This window comes from Variovorax sp. Soil_C_39 (genome assembly GCF_057656815.1).
The window spans coordinates 106157-124664 of record NZ_JBDGJQ010000004.1 but is presented as its reverse complement, the minus strand read 5'-3'; the positions used below and the strand labels follow the sequence as shown (position 1 = coordinate 124664).

The following is an 18508-nucleotide window of genomic DNA, read 5'->3' as shown; positions in this document are numbered from 1 at the left end:
AACCGGGAGGGCGCAGATGATGCCGAAGACTCCATGGATCCTGCTCGGCGTGGTTGCTGCCGTTGCGGGCACTGGCGCGGCCTACGTCGCGCTGCAGCACCGATCCGGGGTGGATCCGAGTGCATGCGCGCCAGCCTCTTCGGTCGCGGTGCCAACCTCCGACGAGCGCGCCGATGAACTGACACGTCGGCGATTGGAAGGGATTGGCGACATTCGAGATCTGAAGCCTGTGCCGCTTCCGCTCGGCGGCGCGAAGTAGCGGAGCGGCCATGGGATTCTTTGCGCAGTTCTTCGCCTGGCTCAATGCGCAGGTCGCGGACTACATCGGTACCAACACCGCGCGCGTGGCCGCCGCGCTCGAGCCCGCCGCGGTCACCCTTGCCACGGTCCACGTCATGATCTGGGGCTTCCTGAGCCTGACCGGACGCATCCAGGAGCCGGTCTGGGAAGGCGTTCGGCGGATCCTGCTGATCGCCCTCGTTCTCGGGGTCGGCCTCCGGCTCTGGGCCTACAACGACGTGATCACGAACACGTTCTACACCGCCCCCGACCAGCTCGCCGCCGCGGTGATCGGGGCGCCGAGCGTGGTCAGCCTCGTGGACCAGGTATGGATGGATGGCAGCATGGCGGCGCAGCATCTGCTCAACAAGGGCAGCATCCTCGATGGCAACTTCGCGTACTACATCGCGGGCTTCCTTATCTACCTGCTCGTCGGACTGGCCGTGGTGGTCACGGCCTTCATGCTCGCGTTGGCCAAGGTCGCGCTTGCAGTGCTGCTCGCGCTCGGGCCGCTCTTCATCGCGATGCTGTTCTTCGACGCAACCAAGCGCTTCTTCGAGTCCTGGGTGGCGCAGCTCGCGAACTATGCCCTGGTCGGCGTCCTGACACTGTTCACGGCGGCGCTGCTGCTTTCCGTCCTCAAGGCGTACGCCGCAGCCGCCTCGGCGGCCGGCAGCGGCATCACCATCGCGGAAAGCACGCGCGTGTGCATGACCGCGGCCCTGGTCTTCCTCGTCATGCGGCAGGTCATGCCGATCGCGGCGGGGCTGGCGAGCGGCGTCGGGCTCAGCACCTATGGCGTCGTGAGCGGTGCGATCCGATGGGGGATGGGCACAACAAGACGGTCCGCGCATGAGTTCGGCCGCGGGCTGCTCGACGGCATGCAGGGGCAGCCCGGCGGACGGTGGGACTCACTGCGGCGGCTCGCCGGTCGCCGCGTGGGCGCTGGCGTGGCCGGCAGCTGGCAGCGGGTTGCCGGTCTGCGTCGCGGCGACGCGGTCGTGCCGCGTTCGCAGGTGATGACGCGCGCCGGTTCGACGCGCTGATGGAGGTCATCCGTGAAGCAACTTGCCGCGCTGCTGTTCCTCGGTCTGCTGCTGGGCTGTGGCACGCGCCCACCGCTGCCGCCCGACTGCGAGGGTGCCCTGACTCCCATCAACGCGCCTGCGGGCGCGACGGAGGCGGACCATGGACCGCGATCCGGGCCTTGAGCGGTACCTGTTCGAGGCACGAAGCTGGGAGGCGGACCGTGCACGACAGGCAATGCGCGCCTCGCGGCTCGCATGGACCGTGGCAGGCGCTGCCTGTGTGGTCGCTGCGCTGTCCGTGGCGGCGGTCGCCGGGCTTACGCCGCTGAAGCAGCCCGTCCCGGTCGTGATCAGGGTCGACAGCAGCAGCGGCATCGTGGACGTGGTGCCGACTTACGAGGGCACCACCGACATTGAGGAGGTGGTCACGCGCAACCTGCTGTCGACCTACGTGATCTCGCGCGAGCGGTACTTCTACGGCACGGCCGAGGCGGACTACGAACTGATCGCGGCCGAAAACTCGCCGCGCCTCAATCAGGAGTGGTCGGCGCTCTGGAACGCGAGCAATCCGCAGTCCCCGCTGAATCTGTTCAGGGACGGGACGACGGTGCGGGTGCAGGTGCGCTCGGTGAGCTTCCTCCGGTTCGGCAGCGGCAAGGACCGGCTCGCCCAGGTTCGCTTCAGCCGCTACACGCGCGCCGGCGGCACCGGGGAGGAACAGGTGAGCCACTGGGTCTCGACGATCGAGTTCGCCTACGGCGCGCCTTCCAAGGACGACAAGATCCGTTCGCTCAACCCGCTCGGCTTCCGGGTCCTCGAGTACCGCCGCGAATCCGAGGTCGCGGCCGGCCCGTCGCACTCTGCGAAGGCGGACGTGCGATGAAGAGGGCGGCCGCAGCGCTCGTCGCGGGCGCCCTGCTCGCAGTGCCTGGGCATGAAGGCGCGCACGGCGCCACCGTGCCCCCGCCCGGTGCGATCGACCCGCGCGTGCGGGTGGTCGCCTACGACCCCCGCGACGTCGTGGCTTTGCACGGGTACGTCGGCTACCAGATTCATCTGCAGTGGGCCGAGGGCGAGGAGTTCGTCAATCTGGGCTCGGGCGACAACGGCGCGTTCGACGTAGGTGCGGAGCGCAACCACTTCTTCATCAAGCCCAAGGAGGCGCGCGCATCGACCAACCTGACGGTGCTGACCAATCGCCGTGCGTACCACTTCGACTATGTGGTGTCGGCCCGTGCGCCGACGGGCACGGCGGCCAGGCGCATGGTGTATTCGATACGCTTCAGCTACCCGGAGGACGAGGCACGCGCTGCGGCCGTGGCGCGGGAGCGCGAGGAGGTCGAGGAGCGGCTCCGGCTGGCGGCGGGCGCCCGGCGGCGCAACACCGACTACTGGTTCTGCGGCAGCGAGGCTCTGCGGCCGGCGGGGGCCTTCGACGATGGCGTGCAGACGCGGCTTCGTTTCCCGCGGCAATCGGAGATGCCGGCGCTTTTCGTGCGCAACGACGACGGCAGCGAGTCGCTGCTGAACTTCCATGTCGAGGACGACGAGGTGGTGGTCCATCGCGTCGCGCGCCGCATCGTGCTGCGCCGCGGTGCACTCGTCGGCTGCGTCGTCAACCGGTCTTTCGCAGCGGGCGGTGCGCAGTCGCGGTCGAAGACCCATGTGCCAGGCCTGGAACGTGCAACGGCCGCGGCCGAAGGAGACGGACCGTGACCTGGAGGCGTCGCAGAGGCAGCCCCGACGCGGCAGCCGTCGGTGCCGTGGACCAGGAGACCGGCGAGATCCTGGGTGCGTCCGGCAGCGCGCCCGATGGTGACGCACGCGCGGCGGCCGACGCGCACGCCCGCGGTGTGGAGGGCGAGCGGACGATTGCCTCGGTCAACCGCGAGAGGTCGATCCAGTCACGCATCAGCACGGCACTCGCACTCGGCACCGTGGTGCTGCTCGGCGCGAGCTTCCTGTTCTGGTACTACAACACGCAGTTCGCGCGCACGCGCGATGCCGAGGAATCTGCCAGGAAGGCGGCGGCGGCGCGCGCCGCAGGCGAGATGAAGCTGCCGCCGCTCGGGCGCATCGACCCGCCGGCGCCAGCCACGCCCGCGATGCCTGCGGCTGCGCCCGCGTCCGCCGCACCGGCGGCGCCGGCTGCAAACCCCGCGACCAGCGGGCCCGTGTCCAAGAGCCCCGAGCAGCTGGCGCTCGAGCGCCGGCTCGGGGCGCCCGTGCTGCGCCGTGCGCCCACCGCGCTGCCAACGGTCGCTGGCGCTGCCGGCGCTCCCGCCGCGTTCCAGCCGCTGTCGATGGCCGGCATGTCACCGCCGGCCGGTGCGCCGCAAGGGGCGGGAGCCGCGGTCGATGTCGATGGCGCCGGCGCGCTCGCGGATCGGCTCGCGCCGACGCGCACACCCGCAGTGGCCGCCCGAATGCTGCCGACGCGCCGCTTGCTGCTGCCCAAGGGCGCCTTCATCGACTGCACGCTCGAGACTGCGATCGACTCGAGCTACGCCGGCATGACCACCTGCGTCGGGGCGAGCGACGTCTACGGCGCGGACGGGCAGATCGTGCTGCTCGAGCGCGGCACCAAGTACGTGGGGGAACAGCGCGGCGAGCCCCGCCAGGGACAAGGGCGGGTCTTCGTGCTGTGGAACGAGGCCCGCACGCCTGCGGGCGTGGTGGTTCAGCTCGCATCGCCCGGCACCGACGAGCTCGGCCGCAGCGGCCTGCCCGGCTTCGTCGACACGCACTTCTGGCAGCGCTTCGGCGCCGCCATCCTGGTGTCGGTGATCGACGGCGCGATGCAGGCAGCCGCGGCCCGCCAGCGCAGCGGCCCTCAGGTCGGCGGCGGCGTGGTGCTGAACCCGCAAAGCGGCCGCGACGTGATGGCCGAGGTGCTGCGAAACACCGCGTCGATACCGCCGACGGTGATCAAGAACCATGGCGAGCGCATCCAGATCCTCGTGGCGCGCGACGTGGACTTCCGCAGCGTCTATGCACTCCGAACCGATGGGGCGGGGCGCTGAGATGCAGCCGGAAGAGCCCTCCTCGCTCGCGCTCTTCCTCGGGCCGCTCGCGCCATGGCTGGACGATCCGGAAACGACCGAGATCTGCATCAACCAGCCCGGTTGCGCGTTCGTCGAGCGTGCCTCGGGGTGGAGCCGCGAGGACCTGCCGTTCGCCACCTTCGACTGGTGCGTCTCGGTCGCGAAGCTCGTTGCGAACCACACGCGCCAGCGCATCTCGGCGCACGAACCGCTGCTGTCGGCCACGCTGCCCGGCGGCGAGCGCATCCAGATCGTGCTGCCCCCGGCGACCGAGCCGCGCACGGTCTCGATCACGATCCGCCGGCCGTCGAACGTGCTCTGGACGCTCGAGCAGCTCGAGACGCTCGGCGTGTTCGAAGCGACCCGTTGCGCACTGCCGGCGCGTGCTGCCGGGGCGGCGGGGGACTTGTCGGCGGCCGACCGCGAACTCGCGGGCCTGCTCGACGCGCGCGATTTCGTGAGCTTCCTGCGGCGCGCCGTGCAGTTGCGGCGCAACATCCTGCTGTCGGGCGCCACGGGCTCGGGCAAGACGACGGTCAGCAAGGCGCTGATCCTCGAGGTGCCGGGTGACGACCGGCTCGTGACGATCGAGGACGTCATGGAGCTGTCGCTGCGCAACCAGCCCAACCATGTTCGGCTCTTCTACTCTCAGGGTGCGCAGGGGCAGGCCGCGGTCACACCGGGCCAGCTGCTCGCGAGCGCCAAGCGCCAGCGGCCGGACCGCATCTTCGTGTCCGAGCTGCGTACCGGAGAAGAGGTCTACGACTATCTCGTCTCGGTCAACACGGGCCATCCGGGCTCGATCACGAGCGTGCATGCCGACAGCGCGGCGATGGCCTTCGTCGCGCTCGCGCAGTTGATGCGGCGCAGCCAGGCGGGCCAGGGCATGTCGACGCGCGAGGGTGTGGAGCTGGCGCAGCTCAGCGTCGACGTGGTGGTGCAGTGCGCACGCGAGCGGCAGCGCCGCGTGGTCCGGGAGATCTGGCATGATCCAGGCGCCAGGCACAGGCTCGGCTAGCGCTGCGAAGGTGCTCGCGGCGCTGCTGGTCGCGGCGGTGCTCGGCCTGCATCTCGCGGGCTACTTCTTCCTGCTCGCGATGCAGCTGCCGCCGCGCGACGCGACACCGCTGACGCTCTACCGGTACTGGCAGGCATACGGAGAGCGCGCAGAGGTCCGCCGCGCGCTGGTGATGGCGTTCGTCGGCAGCGAGGGGCTGGTCCTTGGACTCGCGGGCTTCGCGATGCTGCCGAGGCCGCGTGCGCTGCATGGAGAGGCCCGGTTCGCCCGGCGGCGCGAGATCGAGCGCGCGGGGCTGCTTGGCGAGCAGGGCATCATCCTCGGCCGCCTGGGCGGGCGCTACCTCGTGCTGCCAGGGCAGCAAGGCGTGGCGCTCGAGGCGCCGCCGCGCAGCGGCAAGGGCGTCGGCCTGGTGATCCCGAACCTGCTGAACTGGCCCGGCTCGACGATCGTCAGCGACATCAAGGGCGAGAACTTCCTGCGCACGGCGGGCTACCGCCAGGCGCATGGCCAGGAGGTCCATCTGTTCGACCCGCTGTCCGAACGCGAATGCTCTGCGCGCTGGAATCCGCTCGGCTATGTGTCGGACGTGCCCTACCGCTGCATCGACGACCTGCAGCGCATCGGCAGCATGCTGTTCCCGGACCCCGCGGCGGGCGATCCGTTCTGGACCTCGTCGGCGCGATCGCTCTTCCTCGGCATCGCGCTCTACCTGTTCGAGACACCAGGGGCGACGCGCACGCTCGGCGAGGTGCTGCGCCAGGGCATGGCGAGCGACGACGAAGGCTTCCAGAAGCACTGGAAGCGCGTGATCGATGCCTGCGAACGCGCGGGGTATCCGCTGTCGCAGGAGACGGTGCGCAGCCTCTACGACGTGATCGACCTGGCGCCCACGACCGCCTCGAGCATCCGCAAGACGTTCACGAGCCGGCTCGACCTCTGGCTCAACCCGATGATCGACGCGGCGACGTCGGCCAACGACTTCGACCTGCGCGCGCTGCGCAAGCGCCCGATCTCGATCTACGTGCAGATCAATCCCGACAACATCGCGCGGCTGCAGCCGCTGCTGAACCTCTTCTTCCAGCAGGCGATCGGACTGCAGACGCGCGAGCTGCCCGAGCAGAACCCGGCGCTTCGCCACCAGCTGCTGCTGATGCTCGACGAGTTCCCCGCACTCGGACGGATCCCGGTGATCGCGGAGTCGACCGCGTTCCTGCCGGGCTACAACGTGCGCACGGTGATCATCGTGCAGTCGAACTCGCAGCTGATCGAGAAATACGGCGTCGAGGGCGCCAAGTCGATCCGCAAGATGCTCGCTGCGCGCATCGTGTTTCCGCCGAAGGAGTTCGAGGACGCGGAAGCCGTCTCGCGCGAGCTCGGCACCTACACCGTGCGGCAAAAGAGCATCAGCCGGCCGCTGTGGGGCGGCGCGGGCCGGCCGCCGACCGTGAGCATCAGCGAGCAGCCGCGGCGGCTGCTGCTCGCGCAGGAAGTCAAGGCGCTCGGTGCCGAGCGCATGATCCTGTTGCACGAGGGGCTGCGACCGGTGCTCGCGCAACGGATCTACTACTTTCGCGACCGGCACTTCGCGCGACGCGAGCGCGCGCCGCCGCAGGTGCCCCCGCTCGAGATCGGGCGACCCCACAGCCAACGCTCGGCCGCGGCGTCCTGCCCCGCGCCTGCGCCGCCGCCCGGGGCAGGCGATACATCGGGCGTCGCACTCGAGCCCCGCGCCGATGCGCCCGGTCTGGACGCCTTCTCACTCGATTTCGGGGACGTGGAAATCCCGCGCAGCCCGATGAGCGACGCCGAGATCCAGGCGGCGGCGGCCCATTTCCTGTCGCGGATGCTGGATTGAGTCCACTTCGGAGACGACCATGTGCCCTGCAAACGACGAGCTAAATCCCGGTGCCGACGGCGATGCCGTGCGCGAGGTGCCGCCGCATCCGCAGCGCGCGGCAAACCGCCTCGTGCCCGATGCGGTGGCAAGGCGCTTCCTGCGCGTGGGCGACCGGTATTTCTGTCCCGACCGCACGCTGGCCTTCGTGGACGCGGGCACGCGGCTGCGGGTGCTGTCGCACGACCTCGAGGTCCTGCACGGCATCGTCGCGATCGTCCAGGCGCGCGGCTGGCAGGCGCTGCAGGTGACGGGCGCACCCGCGTTCCGCCGGCAGCTCTGGCGAGAAGCGACGTTGCAAGGGCTCGACGTTCGCGGCCACGAACCCGACGCGCAGGACCGCGAGGAGGTCGGGCGCGCGCTCGCGCGCGGTCCCGCCGACGTTTCGCCGTCCCCAGCGCAGTGGCCGCCGGCCGGTGCGGCGTCTCGGGGGATGGTTCGCGACGGCCTGCGCTCGCCGGTCGCCGGGGTGCTGCTGGCCCATGCCGCAGCGCCATACCGCTTCGATCCTGCACAAGGCGTGTCGTACTACGCCCGAATCCGGACGCAAGCCGGGGAGCGGACCGTCTGGGGCGCAGACCTCGAGCGCGCGATCGCCGAGTCGCGCTCCGGCGTGCAGGTCGGCGACGAGGTGGCGGTCTGGAGGCGCGGCGCGCAGCCCGTGAGGCTGCGCATGGCGAAGCGCAACGAGGCGGGCGAGCGCGTGGGCGAGCAGCGGCTGCGGGCTTCGCGCACCGTCTGGACGGTGGAGAAGCCGCGGTATGTCGAGGCGCTGCGGCACAAGGCCGAGATCGTGCGAGGCGTGCAGATGCCCGCCGGTGCCGCACTCGAGACGGACCCCGAATTGGCCGTGGCATTCGCAGGACTGCGGCTCGCAGCGCAGTTCGCCCGCGCGCTCACGCCGCGCGAGGAGGACCAGGTGCGGATCGTGGAAGCGATCCGCGCGGGACTCGCGCATGCGATCGCACGCGGGGATCGCATTCGCATGCCCGACGCGCGCGCGCATGGCCGCGCGCGCGTCGAACCCCCTGTGCGCGATGAGGCCCCCGCGCGTGCCTGAAGGTCGCGGCGCGCGGCAGCCGCGGCACGGCGCCGCGGCGGCGGAAGCAACCTCGTCGACCACCTGCGCGCCAGCCGGTCGGCCGGGAATAGCCGACGGCAGCCTCGAGGCGTTGAAGTGGCTCGCCGCGGGCCTGATGGTGCTCGATCACGCCAACCGGTTCCTGTTCGATGGCGTCTGCGCGGTCCTCTTCGACCTCGGGCGCCTTGCGATGCCGGTGTTCGGCTTCGTCCTCATGCACCACCTTGCGCGGCCCGACGCGCTCGCCGCCGGCGTGCACCGGCGGGCCATGGTCCGGCTGCTCGCCTTCGCCTTGCTGGCCACCCCAGCGCATGCGGCGCTGGCGGGTTGGTGGCCACTGAACGTGCTGTGGATGCTCCTGCTCTCGGTGGCGATCGTCTGGCTGCTCGAGCGGCGTCGGTACGCGCTCGCGGTGCTCGCCTTCGCCGTGGCAGGCCCGCTGGTGGAGTTCTGGTGGTTCGGTGTGCTCGCCTGCCTCGGCGCCTGGGGCTACTGCCGCCGGCCGACGGCCGCGCGCCTCGCGCTCTGGGCGCTCGCGCTGTGCGCGCTCTGGGTCGTGAACCGGAACCTGGCCGCGCTCGCGGCGCTCCCCTTGCTCTGGGGAGCAGCAAGGATCGAGGTGCCGGTCGCGCGGTGCCGCTGGTTTTTCTACATCTTCTACCCCGTTCATCTGGTGCTGCTGCGGGCGCTCCAGCATGCGTTCTGAAGCGGCAGTCCCGCCGGGCTGCGTACCGACGTGCGCCGCCGTGGACAGGGCTCGCACCAGGAGAACCGGCGCCGTGCCAACTTGCTTTGGTGTTCCGTGATCTACTCTGCGGAGACCGGCCTCCGCACATCGGGTGCTCCCGGCCCTGCCGTTCTGGCTGGCGCCCGCTCGCGGACGGAGGGCTGCCGACGATCGCAGGTGAAAACCCCTCGAAGGGACAAGCGGGCACCATCACGCGACGGCCGTCGAGGCCGGGTCCGGTTTTTCCACCCTCTACCTCTGCGAGACCCCTCATGAACCACCCCGCCTTCCTTCCGCCGCTGGGCCTTGCGCCCGGTGCTCCTCGTGGCCGCTGAACCGATGTCCGACGCGCCCTTCTTCCATCACGCCTCGGGCGCGGTCCGCTTCTCGGTGAACGTGGCGGGCCAACCGGTGGGCGCCAGCATCGGCAGCAACATCCTCCGCCACGTCTTTCGCACGGCCGAGGACGCAGACCCGCTCACCACCTTCGGCCAGCACATCGAGCAAATCCACGCGGCCGTGCGGCACCGGCTCGGCAACGGCTCCCTCGAACCCGTGCTCTTGCGCGAATACGACCTGCGCGCTCCGGGCTAGCGGGCGCCCCGGCGCAGCGGATTACCATCCACTTACCATCCACTTGGATGGTACAATGCGCCATGCCCGCGATTCGTTCCCCCTTGCCTGCCCCCGCCAAAGCGCCGGAATCCGAGAAGATCACCATCAATCTCGGCTTCGTCGACCTGGGCCACATCGACCTGCTGGTGGCCGAGGGCTTCTACTCGAACCGCACCGATTTCATCCGTACGGCCATCCGCACGCACCTGGCGTCGCACGCCGATGCGTTGCGCCAAGCGGTCTCCCGCAAGACGCTGGTGCTTGGGCTGCAGAGCTTTTCGGCCGCCGACCTGGAGGCGGTGCGCGCCGCCGGCGAGACGCTGCAGATTCGGGTGCTCGGGCTGGCCGTGATCGCGCCCGACGTGAGCCCCGAACTCGCGGCCGCCACCATCGATTCCCTCACCGTGCTCGGTGCCCTCCACGCGTCGCCGGCCGTCAAGGCCGCACTCGCGGGCCGCATCCGATAGCGACGCACGGCAAACTGACCAAACACTTTCCAATGAATCCACATCTCACCGGCCTGATGCGCAGCGCCGTCCACCTCACGCGCGGCGGCCGGCTCGTGGAAGCCACCGCCGCGATCCAGCGCGCGCTGCGCGGCGAGGCCGAACCGCCGTCGTCCGCCGCCACGCCGGCGCCGCGAAGCGATGCCGATGTCGTCATTGACGTGGAGGCGCGCGAGCTTTTGCCCGAGCGCGCGGTGCGCCCGCAGGCGCAAGCCAATCCCGCAGAGCCCGCGCAGGCTGCCAGCGCCGAGCGCTGGACCCGCGGCAGCTTCACGCATGCGGGCCGTGCAATCGGCTACCGGCTCTTCGTGCCGGCGCGCGCACCGGGCGACGCGCCCTCACCGCAGCCGCTGGTGGTGATGCTGCACGGCTGCACGCAGGACGCCGACGATTTCGCGGCGGGCACGCGCATGAACGAGCACGCGCGCGAATGCGGCGCGATCGTGCTCTACCCCGAGCAGACGCAGCGCGCGCATGGCCAGAAATGCTGGAACTGGTTCAAGACGCCGCACCAGCAGCGTGGACGCGGCGAGCCCGCGCTGCTCGCGGCGTTGACCGAACGGATCGCCAGCGAAGAACAGGCAGACCGCACGCGGATCTACGTGGCCGGACTCTCCGCCGGCGGCGCCATGGCGGACATCCTCGGCCAGTGCTACCCCGAGGTCTATGCCGCGGTCGGCGTGCATTCGGGGCTGCCGCGCGGCGCGGCGAACGACGTGATGAGCGCCCTTTCCGCCATGCGATCCGGCCCTGCCGGGGCAGAGCGCGACACCGCTGCGAGCGCCAGGCCGCCGACCATCGTCTTTCATGGCGATGCCGACACGACCGTGCATGCGCGCAACGGCATGGCGATCGTCGATGGCGCACTGCCGGGTGCGGTGAGCGAAGGCCGCTCCGATGCGGGCCGGCGCTTCACGCGCACGCTGTATGCGGCCTCGCAGACGCACGGCGAGGCCGAGCACTGGCGCCTTCATGCGGCAGGGCATGCGTGGTCCGGCGGAAACGCCGGCGGTAGCTACACACAGCCCGATGGCGTGGACGCGAGCCGCGAGATGCTGCGATTCTTCCTCGCGCACCGGTTGGGCGGTACCTCCGGCCACTGATGCCGGCAGGCGCGCCCGCCGTATCCGCTCAGGCGCGTGCTGCCGTGCGCGCTGCGTTGCGCAGGTCGCGGATCTCGTCGTGGTGGCTCTGCGCGGTACGGGCCTGCGCCTGCAACACCTGGCGCACGTCGGCGGGCAGCCGCTCGCGCAGCGCCTTTCGGTAGCGCGCCACGGCCACGTCCTCGCCGCGCTCGCATTCCTCGAGGATCGAAAGCTCGCTGTTCGCGCCCACCGCGTCCTTGATGTTGACCCAGCCGCGATGCAGCGCGCCCGAAGCGGTGCCGCCGTCGGTGGGCTTTCCGCCATAGGCCGTCACGAGCTGGGCCAGCTGGGCCGCGGCCTCTTGGCGCTGGGCGGCACGCGCAGTGAACAGGCTTTTCAGCTGCGCCGATTCCACCGCTTCCGCGCAGGTGCGGAAACCCGCTTCGCCGTCGCGCGCGTTCTCGATCACGTCGTTCAGCACGTCGACCACTTCGTCGTCCGCGAGCGGATCGCCTTCGGGGATCACGGTGTCCTCCTCGCGCATGTAGAGCCGGTCCGTGCGCTCCCACGCGGCATGTGCGGCGGGCCGCGCCTGGTCCCAGGTGAGCGACGAGCTGCCGCGCTGCGTTTCCCACTCTCGCGCGAGCGAGGGCTCCACGGCCGCGAAGTCGTCGTCGAGCGCGGCGCGGCCACGCCAGCCCAGTTCGTAGGCGGGGCCGTAGTGGTCGTAGCTCAGTCCCGGCTCGTAGTAGGGCTCGCGCGTGTAGGCGCCTTCCCAGTGCCCGTGCTCCACCGTCGGGTTGATGCGTTCGGCGACGGCTTTGCCGCCCATGCCGCCAGTCACGGCACCCACGAGCATGCCGGCCACGGCACCGGCAGGGCCGGCCATGGCACCGACGGCGGCACCCGCGAGGGCGCCACCCGCGGCGCCGGCGCCGGTGCCCACGGGATGCGCGCCCGGTTCGCCGGTGATGGGGTCGAGGTTGAGGTCGTCGCGCTCGGAGGGAGTCTTGCCTTGGTTCATGCGGATTCCTTGGATGATGGTGACTCATCATTCGGCGCCGGCAAGCAATGCAAGGTCGGCGACGGACGCGGCCTGCTGTAGTCCAGCCGTCAGGCGCCGGGTAGCGTGTCTTCCTTGGCCTCGACGCAGGGCAGCGCCTGCAGCAAGCCGTGCGCCGCAGCGGCGGCGGCAATGCCGAGCGCGGCCTCCTGCAAGGCGCGCAGGTGCCGGCGCACCATCGCGGCCTCGGTCATGGCGGCGCGGTTCCAGTTGATGTTCAACGCGCCGATCAAGCGGCCGGAATGGATCACCGGCACGGCGATGGCGTCGAGCTTGTCGTCGCGTGCCGGCCCGTTGAACGGGCCACCCCGGTAGATGCGGTGCCGCGCCGCATAGCCACGCTCGCGCGCCTGTGCGACGCGCGCCTCCAGATCGCCGGCTGCCAGTGCGTTCGCGTTGTGCACGTCACGACCGCCGCGCACGGCCTGCACCAGTTCGTCGCGGCGCTGGCGCGGCAGCGCCGCGAGGAATGCGGTGCCGGCCGCCGAGCCGAACAGGTTGACGCGCGTGCGGCCGCCTTTGCGGCGCACGTACAGGCGCGATTGCCGGATGCTCGATTCGAGCACCCGCATGAACGGGTCATTGGCGGTGTGGATCGCCAGGTCCGACGGCCATTCGACGGCCTCGCAGAGCCGGTCCATCCAGGGTGCGGCAATCTCCGCGAGCCGTTCGGTCGGAGACGTGCCGCTCGCCAGGACCTGCAGTTGCACGCTCGGGCGGTAGCGCTGGTCGGTCATGCCGCGATGCACCGCGTTGACGGCCATCAACGTCTTGAGCATGCGCAGCAGCGTCGGACCCGAAAGACCCGTTGCCCGCTGCAGCTCGACGAGAGACGCGCCCTGGGGCATGTCCTGCATCACGCGCAGCACCTCGAAGGCGCGCTCCACCGCGCGGATCGTCTTGACGCTTTCCACAGATATTCCACCAGGTGTAATGCCGTCGATTGTCGCTTTGTACCGTCCGCTCGCACGCCTACCTTTGCAGACCTGCGCGAAGGGTCGCGCAACCAGAGAGAGCAGGATCATTCAGATGGCCAGAGAAGAGCAGGCACTTGGAACGAGCAGCGCCGGAGTCCCGGTGGTGGCGGAAGCCGACGTGGTGGTGATCGGCGCCGGGCCCGGCGGCTTCGCGGCGGCACTGCGCGCGCGCCGCGAAGGCTGCAGCGTCGTCATCGTGGAGAAATTCGACATGCCGGGCGGCGTTCATACCTCCGGCCTGCAAAGCGCCGCCAACGCCGGCGTGGGCGGCATCCACACCGAGCTGATGGACCGCTTCGAGCGCGAAGGCTGCCTCTACACGGCCGACGAGCAGAACCTGCCCGACTGGGCCGGCAATCCGCTGGCGCACTACGACTACTACCTGCCGCCCGGCAGCGCGTTCAAGCGCACGTCGTTCAACCCCGATGGCGCCGGCAACGTGATGGTGCGCATGCTCGAGGAAGCAGGCGTGCATGCGATCTACGGCGCGGCCTTCGCCGACGTCGAGATGGTGCAGGACGGCGGGGGGCGGCGCATCACGCACGCCATCATCGAGACGGTGGCGGGCCGGCAGGCGATCCGCGGCAAGGTGTTCGTGGAAGGCACCGGCACGTCGGAGGTGGTGGCGCGCGCGGGTGCGCCGTTCGTGCGCGGCGGTGGCCGCCAGCGCGAGACTGTCGCGCGCGATGCCGAGAGCCGCCCGATCCCCGGCGGTCTGCTGTGGATCATGGGCGGCATCGACTTTGCGCGCACCGCGGCCTACCAGAAGCGCACCGGCGACTGGCACCTCACGGAACTGATCGCCCGAGCGCGCGCCGTCGGCGACATACCGCCCGAACTGTACCGGCCGCGCCTGGCCGACCAGGGCGTCTACGGCGACCACTACATCGGCCACCCGACGGTGGACATGAGCCCGATCCAGGGACCCGGCACCTTCATCCTCTGGCAGAACGTGCCGTACGAGTGGGCGCTGCACATGGACGACGACGCCGAGCACGCCTCGCGTGCGAAGAAGGAACTGCGCCAGTTGATCGACGCCGAAGCGCGCTTCCTCACCCGCTACGTGCCCGGCTTCGAGCAGGCCTTCATCGCGCACGTGGGCCGCTACGTGGGCGTGCGCGACGGGCGCCACCCGATCGGCGAGTACGTCTTCTCGATCGACGATGCGCGCGAGGGCCGCCGCTTTCCCGACGCGGTGAACCGGCCGATGACGAAGACCTTCTTCTGGGATGCCTACGCCAAGTACACCTTCGAGGTGCCGTTCCGGTGCTTCCTGCCGAAGGAGGTCGACAACCTGCTGCTGACCGGTGCGTCGCTGTCGTTCACCTTCGAGACCATCTTCATGGTGATGCGCAACTTTCCGTGGTGCACCCAGACCGGCGAGATCGCGGGCTTGGCCGCCGCCCGGTGCGTGCGCGAGGGCATCGACGCCAAGGCGCTGCAGTGGAACGAGCCGCTGTTCTGACCTGGGCCATGACACAACAACCGGAGACGAGCATGCAAGAACACGACAACGACAACAACCCTCACGCCTGGCGGCGGCGCGACTGGCTTGCCAGCGCGCTCGCGGCGCTGCCCGCACTCGCGGGCCTGCCTGCACGCGCACAGGCGCGCCTAAAGCTCGCGACGATCTCCACGGGCTTCGCCGTGGGCGGCTCGTCCGACGTGACCGCGCGGCTCCTGGCCGACCATCTTCGCGGCACGTACGCGGACACGGTGATCGTCGAGAACAAGGCCGGCGCGAGCGGCCGCCTGGCGGTGGAGCACGTCAAGGGCGGCCCGGTCGACGGCAGCAGCCTGCTGGTGAGCCCGAGCGGCATGATGGTGCTGTTCCCGCACATCTACCGCAGCCTGCGCTACGACCCGCTGGCGGATTTCGCACCGGTCACCCCACTCGCCAAGTTTCCGTTCGTGCTCGCCATCAGCACGATGGTGCCCGCCAGCGTGCGCACGCTGCCGGCGTTCATCGACTGGTGCAAGGCCAACCCGAAGCAGGCCTCGTTCGGCTCGCCCGGCGCCGGCACCAGCGCGCACTTCTCGGGGATCATGCTCGGGCGCCGCGCCGGCTTCGACTACACGCACGCCGCCTACCGCGGCATGGCACCGCTGGGGTAGGACCTGCTGGGCGGCCAGATCGCACCGGGCGTGCTGACGCCGGCCGAGGCGCTGCCGCTGATGTCGACCGGCAAGCTGCGCCTCGTCGCCACCAGCGGCACCGCGCGCTCGCGCTTCATGGCCGACGTGCCCACCTACACCGAGCTGGGCTTTCCCGAGATCGTCATCGAGGAGTCCTATTCGGTCTATGCGCCGGCCGCGGTCGCGCCGCAGACCGTGGCGCAGCTCGCAGCGCTGGCCCACCGGATGCTGGCGCTGCCCGATACACAGGCGCGCTTCGCGCAGATGGGCCTGGAGGTCGCGCCGATGCAGCCCGAGGCCTTCAGGGCCAGCCTCGTGGCGCTGCATGCGCGCTGGGGCGGCATCGTGCGTGCCTCAGGCTTCACGCCGCAGGATTGAAGGCGCAACGCGATGCTCAATCGACGCCAGCTCTGCACCGGTGCCGCCGCCTTCATCGGCGTCGCGCGCGCGGGAAGCACCCAGGCACAGGCGCTGCCGCGCACCATCAAGATGATCGTGGTGGTGCCGCCCGGCGCCAGCATGGACAACGTCACGCGCCTGGTGGCCGAACGGCTGCGCGAGCGCACAGGGCGCCACGTGCTGGTCGACTACAAGCCCGGCGGCACCGGCCTCGTGGCCTCGCAGTTCCTGCAAACCACCGAGCCGGATGGCAGCCATGTGATGTTCGCGCCGCTCGCGGTGGCCGCGTTCTTTCCATTCCTCTTTTCGAAGCTCTCGTTCGACCCCGACACCGACCTGATGCCGGTGTGCGACGGCGTGCACATTCCGCACACGTTGACGGCGAGCATCGGCTCGGGCTGGCAGAGCCTCGCGCAGTTCCTGGCGGCGGCCAGGGCCGACCCGCTGAAGGGAAGCATCGGCACCTCGAGCATGAGCAGCGTCGGCGCCCTGCTGATGCTGCGCCTGCGTGCGCTCTCGGGCGTGGACCTTCAACTGGTGGCCTACAAGGGCGGCACGCCGCTCCTGGCCGACCTGATGGGCAACCAGATCTCTGCGGGCATCTCGGTGATCTCCGACTACCTCGCGCAGCACCGCGCCGGCCGCGTGCGCATTCTCGCGACGGGCGGCGCGAAGCGCTCGCCACTGGCATTGGAGATCCCAACGCTCGCGGAGTCCGGCTACCCCGACCTGTACGGCGTGTCGTCGATCGGCTTCTTCGTGCGCGGTGGCACACCGCCGCCGCTGGTGGCGCTGCTGTCGCAGGAGATCACCGCCATCATGCGCGATGCGCAGGTGCGCGAGCGTTTGCTGGCGATGGGCGCCGAGCCGGTCGGCGGAACGCCGGAGGCCTTTCGCAGCCTGGTGCTGTCCGAGCGGCGCCGCTGGGAGCCGGTGGCGCGCGCGGCCAACATCCGCATCGAGTAGCGACGCGCGGCCTGCCGGCCGATGTGGTGGTGGTCGAGCCGACGGGCGCCGAAACCCAGGTCGCATTGCGCCTGGGCGGCCATCCGGTGATGGCCGCGTTCCGCGAGCGCATCGATGCGCGCCCGGGCGAGCGGCTCGCGCTGTGGCCCGTGGCGGCGAAAGCGCATCTGTTCGATGCGGCGGGCGGGCAGCGTCTCGACCAAGGCGACTCCGGACCCTAGCGCGTGAGCGCAAGCTCCCACAACAGCTTTGTCTCGCCAGGCAATTCAGGATAGGCACCCGCTTCCGCCGCCACCAACCGGCAGCCCATGGCGCGATAGAAGCGGCAGGCGGCAACGTTGACGTTCTGGGTCTCGATCCTGAGCGTTCGGGCGCCGCGCTGGGTGCTCCAGTGCTTCGCGGCGCGGAACAGCGCCGCGCCGATGCCTTGCCCCTGCACATGCGGGTGGACGCGGATGTCCCAGAGGACGGCAAGGTCGCGGCGGCCCTGCAGCATGTCGACGCCCGGCGTGTCAAAGGCGACGATGGCGCCGCCCACGAGACGGGTACCGGCGAACGCATTGACCATGGCCCATCGGCTGACGTCGAACGATCCCGGCCACTCGAGCGGGTCCTCGAGTTCGTCGTAGTCCTTGCCGAACGGTGCCGGCAATGCGCGCTCCTGCAACGTGAAGGCGCCATCTTCTTCTTCCACGTCAAAGACAGTCTGCGTTTGAAAGCGGCTGGGAATGGCAGCGTACGCCCGCAGCGTATCGACGGCCTTCACTTCGATGCGAAGCCCTGCTTCAGGAGACTTCATGACCGCCCGTGTTCCGCCGGCTCGGCGAAGTGCACCACCATTCGGAGATGGCGGTGTTCATCCACCACCAAGGTCTCGTGCCGGAAATCCTCGCGCGCTCCCCCGGCCGTCATGACGGAGCCGATGCCCCGGCACGCTCGTGCGCTCTCCGGCCTCTCCCACCATCGCCGAAAGTCTGCCGACAGCGCCTTCAGGTCCTCGACCAACGCCACCATCGAAGGCTCGTCCGGTGCCACGGCAAGGTCGTAGCGAAACTGCGCGAGCAGCCTGGGCGCATCGTCGTGCCAAGCAGGCAGGCGCCGGCGCATGTCGGGATCGGCAAACACCAGGCGCAGGATGTTGCGCAGCCCATGCGTGCGGGCGCCGAAGCCGAACAGATCGTCGGCCGCCGTGTTCCAGGCAATGACATCCCAGCGCAAATTGGCGACATAGGCAGGCCTTGTCGCCAGTTCGTCCATCAGTGCCTGGATGCGCGGCGTGACGCAGGCACCCTGGTGCGCCTCGGGCGGTGGCGGGCGGTTGTGGGCCAGAAGAAAGAGATGGCTGCATTCGGCGTCGTCGAGCTTGAGCGCGTGGGCCACGCCGAGCAGGAATTTCTCGGACACGCGGATGTCCCGGCCCTGCTCGAACCAGGTGTACCAGGTCAGGCCCACGCCGGCGAGCGCCGCGACTTCCTCCCGTCGCAGGCCCGGCGTGCGGCGGTGGCCTCGCGAGGGCAGCGCGACATCGGCCGGGGTCAGTTTCAGGCGGTGCCGGGTAAGGAAGGCCGACAACTCGTTCCTGGTACGGCTGAGGCTCCGCTCACCCATGGCTGTCACTCCGAGCAATAGGATAAATAGTTAAATTGTAATAGTGCTGCGGGCCGTTGAAGATGCGCTGGCTGACTCA

At 70.1% G+C, this 18508-nt stretch carries 19 protein-coding genes and 1 pseudogene; 16 read left to right on the top strand and 4 right to left on the bottom strand.

What is annotated here, in order from left to right:
• Window positions 1–16 precede the first annotated feature (16 nt).
• The 12 genes from AC3A6J_RS12065 to AC3A6J_RS12010 all read left to right on the top strand — a co-directional run bounded on the left by AC3A6J_RS12065 (window position 17) and on the right by AC3A6J_RS12010 (window position 11298).
• On the top strand, window positions 17–259 hold the full coding sequence (locus AC3A6J_RS12065; RefSeq protein WP_487860178.1) for a hypothetical protein: 243 nt from the start codon (window positions 17–19) through the stop codon (window positions 257–259).
• A 10-nt stretch (window positions 260–269) separates the two neighbouring features.
• A complete protein-coding gene (locus tag AC3A6J_RS12060) occupies window positions 270–1325 on the top strand; it encodes a TrbL/VirB6 family protein (protein WP_487860177.1) in 1056 nt (351 codons plus the stop codon).
• A gap of 142 nt (window positions 1326–1467) precedes the next feature.
• On the top strand, window positions 1468–2190 hold the full coding sequence (locus AC3A6J_RS12055) for a VirB8 family type IV secretion system protein (RefSeq protein ID WP_487860176.1): 723 nt from the start codon (window positions 1468–1470) through the stop codon (window positions 2188–2190).
• A complete protein-coding gene (locus tag AC3A6J_RS12050) occupies window positions 2187–3023 on the top strand; it encodes a TrbG/VirB9 family P-type conjugative transfer protein (RefSeq protein WP_487860175.1) in 837 nt (278 codons plus the stop codon). Before AC3A6J_RS12055 ends, AC3A6J_RS12050 begins: the two co-directional genes overlap by 4 nt.
• Complete coding sequence (virB10, locus tag AC3A6J_RS12045) at window positions 3020–4330, top strand: type IV secretion system protein VirB10 (protein WP_487860174.1); 1311 nt, start codon at window positions 3020–3022, stop codon at window positions 4328–4330. Before AC3A6J_RS12050 ends, virB10 begins: the two co-directional genes overlap by 4 nt.
• Window position 4331: 1 nt before the next feature.
• On the top strand, window positions 4332–5369 hold the full coding sequence (virB11, locus tag AC3A6J_RS12040) for a P-type DNA transfer ATPase VirB11 (protein WP_487860173.1): 1038 nt from the start codon (window positions 4332–4334) through the stop codon (window positions 5367–5369).
• Entirely contained in the window at window positions 5338–7227 is a 1890-nt protein-coding gene (locus tag AC3A6J_RS12035) for a type IV secretory system conjugative DNA transfer family protein (protein ID WP_487860172.1), read from the top strand. The genes virB11 and AC3A6J_RS12035 overlap by 32 nt, the downstream gene beginning before the upstream one ends.
• Window positions 7228–7246: 19 nt before the next feature.
• Complete coding sequence (locus tag AC3A6J_RS12030) at window positions 7247–8326, top strand: LPD7 domain-containing protein (protein WP_487860171.1); 1080 nt, start codon at window positions 7247–7249, stop codon at window positions 8324–8326.
• The gene (locus tag AC3A6J_RS12025; RefSeq protein WP_487860170.1) at window positions 8319–9053 is read left to right on the top strand and encodes a TraX family protein; all 735 of its coding nucleotides are present in this window, start codon (window positions 8319–8321) and stop codon (window positions 9051–9053) included. The genes AC3A6J_RS12030 and AC3A6J_RS12025 overlap by 8 nt, the downstream gene beginning before the upstream one ends.
• A 360-nt stretch (window positions 9054–9413) precedes the next feature.
• Window positions 9414–9668: a DUF1488 family protein gene (locus AC3A6J_RS12020; protein WP_487860169.1), complete on the top strand. Its 255-nt coding sequence runs from the start codon at window positions 9414–9416 to the stop codon at window positions 9666–9668.
• Between the two features lie 62 nt (window positions 9669–9730).
• The gene (locus AC3A6J_RS12015; RefSeq protein ID WP_487860168.1) at window positions 9731–10156 is read left to right on the top strand and encodes a CopG family transcriptional regulator; all 426 of its coding nucleotides are present in this window, start codon (window positions 9731–9733) and stop codon (window positions 10154–10156) included.
• Window positions 10157–10188: 32 nt separating this feature from the next.
• Window positions 10189–11298 carry an extracellular catalytic domain type 1 short-chain-length polyhydroxyalkanoate depolymerase gene (locus AC3A6J_RS12010; protein ID WP_487860167.1) on the top strand — a complete coding sequence of 370 codons (1110 nt, stop codon included), beginning with the start codon at window positions 10189–10191 and terminating at the stop codon, window positions 11296–11298.
• 28 nt (window positions 11299–11326) lie between these two features.
• Here the strand turns inward: AC3A6J_RS12010 and AC3A6J_RS12005 are convergent, their stop codons facing one another.
• On the bottom strand, window positions 11327–12304 hold the full coding sequence (locus AC3A6J_RS12005) for a ferritin-like domain-containing protein (RefSeq protein WP_487860166.1): 978 nt from the start codon (window positions 12302–12304) through the stop codon (window positions 11327–11329).
• 89 nt (window positions 12305–12393) lie between these two features.
• Window positions 12394–13257: a helix-turn-helix domain-containing protein gene (locus AC3A6J_RS12000; RefSeq protein WP_487860165.1), complete on the bottom strand. Its 864-nt coding sequence runs from the start codon at window positions 13255–13257 to the stop codon at window positions 12394–12396.
• A 115-nt stretch (window positions 13258–13372) separates the two neighbouring features.
• Between AC3A6J_RS12000 and AC3A6J_RS11995 the strand changes: the two genes are divergently transcribed.
• The 4 genes and pseudogenes from AC3A6J_RS11995 to AC3A6J_RS11980 all read left to right on the top strand — a co-directional run bounded on the left by AC3A6J_RS11995 (window position 13373) and on the right by AC3A6J_RS11980 (window position 17042).
• Window positions 13373–14785 carry an FAD-dependent oxidoreductase gene (locus tag AC3A6J_RS11995; protein ID WP_487860164.1) on the top strand — a complete coding sequence of 471 codons (1413 nt, stop codon included), beginning with the start codon at window positions 13373–13375 and terminating at the stop codon, window positions 14783–14785.
• An 8-nt stretch (window positions 14786–14793) separates the two neighbouring features.
• Window positions 14794–15834: pseudogene (locus AC3A6J_RS11990) on the top strand (tripartite tricarboxylate transporter substrate-binding protein).
• Between the two features lie 12 nt (window positions 15835–15846).
• Complete coding sequence (locus AC3A6J_RS11985; protein WP_487860163.1) at window positions 15847–16821, top strand: Bug family tripartite tricarboxylate transporter substrate binding protein; 975 nt, start codon at window positions 15847–15849, stop codon at window positions 16819–16821.
• Window positions 16779–17042, top strand: coding sequence for a TOBE domain-containing protein (locus tag AC3A6J_RS11980; protein ID WP_487860601.1), 264 nt, complete (start codon window positions 16779–16781; stop codon window positions 17040–17042). The genes AC3A6J_RS11985 and AC3A6J_RS11980 overlap by 43 nt, the downstream gene beginning before the upstream one ends.
• Here AC3A6J_RS11980 and AC3A6J_RS11975 read toward each other — a convergent pair.
• Together AC3A6J_RS11975 and AC3A6J_RS11970 are read right to left on the bottom strand one after the other, a co-directional pair.
• Complete coding sequence (locus AC3A6J_RS11975; protein ID WP_487860162.1) at window positions 17039–17620, bottom strand: GNAT family N-acetyltransferase; 582 nt, start codon at window positions 17618–17620, stop codon at window positions 17039–17041. The genes AC3A6J_RS11980 and AC3A6J_RS11975 overlap by 4 nt on opposite strands.
• A complete protein-coding gene (locus AC3A6J_RS11970) occupies window positions 17617–18429 on the bottom strand; it encodes a helix-turn-helix transcriptional regulator (RefSeq protein ID WP_487860161.1) in 813 nt (270 codons plus the stop codon). The genes AC3A6J_RS11975 and AC3A6J_RS11970 overlap by 4 nt, the downstream gene beginning before the upstream one ends.
• Window positions 18430–18508: the final 79 nt, after the last annotated feature.

What these genes read in the sequence shown, in the direction of transcription:
- AC3A6J_RS12065 (WP_487860178.1), top strand. Translation starts at nt 17, where the DNA reads ATGATGCCGAAGACTCCATGGATCCTGCTCGGCGTGGTTGCTGCCGTT.
- AC3A6J_RS12060 (WP_487860177.1), top strand. Translation starts at nt 270, where the DNA reads ATGGGATTCTTTGCGCAGTTCTTCGCCTGGCTCAATGCGCAGGTCGCG.
- AC3A6J_RS12055 (WP_487860176.1), top strand. Translation starts at nt 1,468, where the DNA reads ATGGACCGCGATCCGGGCCTTGAGCGGTACCTGTTCGAGGCACGAAGC.
- AC3A6J_RS12050 (WP_487860175.1), top strand. Translation starts at nt 2,187, where the DNA reads ATGAAGAGGGCGGCCGCAGCGCTCGTCGCGGGCGCCCTGCTCGCAGTG.
- virB11 (WP_487860173.1), top strand. Translation starts at nt 4,332, where the DNA reads ATGCAGCCGGAAGAGCCCTCCTCGCTCGCGCTCTTCCTCGGGCCGCTC.
- AC3A6J_RS12035 (WP_487860172.1), top strand. Translation starts at nt 5,338, where the DNA reads ATGATCCAGGCGCCAGGCACAGGCTCGGCTAGCGCTGCGAAGGTGCTC.
- AC3A6J_RS12030 (WP_487860171.1), top strand. Translation starts at nt 7,247, where the DNA reads ATGTGCCCTGCAAACGACGAGCTAAATCCCGGTGCCGACGGCGATGCC.
- AC3A6J_RS12020 (WP_487860169.1), top strand. Translation starts at nt 9,414, where the DNA reads ATGTCCGACGCGCCCTTCTTCCATCACGCCTCGGGCGCGGTCCGCTTC.
- AC3A6J_RS12015 (WP_487860168.1), top strand. Translation starts at nt 9,731, where the DNA reads ATGCCCGCGATTCGTTCCCCCTTGCCTGCCCCCGCCAAAGCGCCGGAA.
- AC3A6J_RS12010 (WP_487860167.1), top strand. Translation starts at nt 10,189, where the DNA reads ATGAATCCACATCTCACCGGCCTGATGCGCAGCGCCGTCCACCTCACG.
- AC3A6J_RS12005 (WP_487860166.1), bottom strand. Translation starts at nt 12,304, where the DNA reads ATGAACCAAGGCAAGACTCCCTCCGAGCGCGACGACCTCAACCTCGAC.
- AC3A6J_RS11995 (WP_487860164.1), top strand. Translation starts at nt 13,373, where the DNA reads ATGGCCAGAGAAGAGCAGGCACTTGGAACGAGCAGCGCCGGAGTCCCG.
- AC3A6J_RS11985 (WP_487860163.1), top strand. Translation starts at nt 15,847, where the DNA reads ATGCTCAATCGACGCCAGCTCTGCACCGGTGCCGCCGCCTTCATCGGC.
- AC3A6J_RS11975 (WP_487860162.1), bottom strand. Translation starts at nt 17,620, where the DNA reads ATGAAGTCTCCTGAAGCAGGGCTTCGCATCGAAGTGAAGGCCGTCGAT.
- AC3A6J_RS11970 (WP_487860161.1), bottom strand. Translation starts at nt 18,429, where the DNA reads ATGGGTGAGCGGAGCCTCAGCCGTACCAGGAACGAGTTGTCGGCCTTC.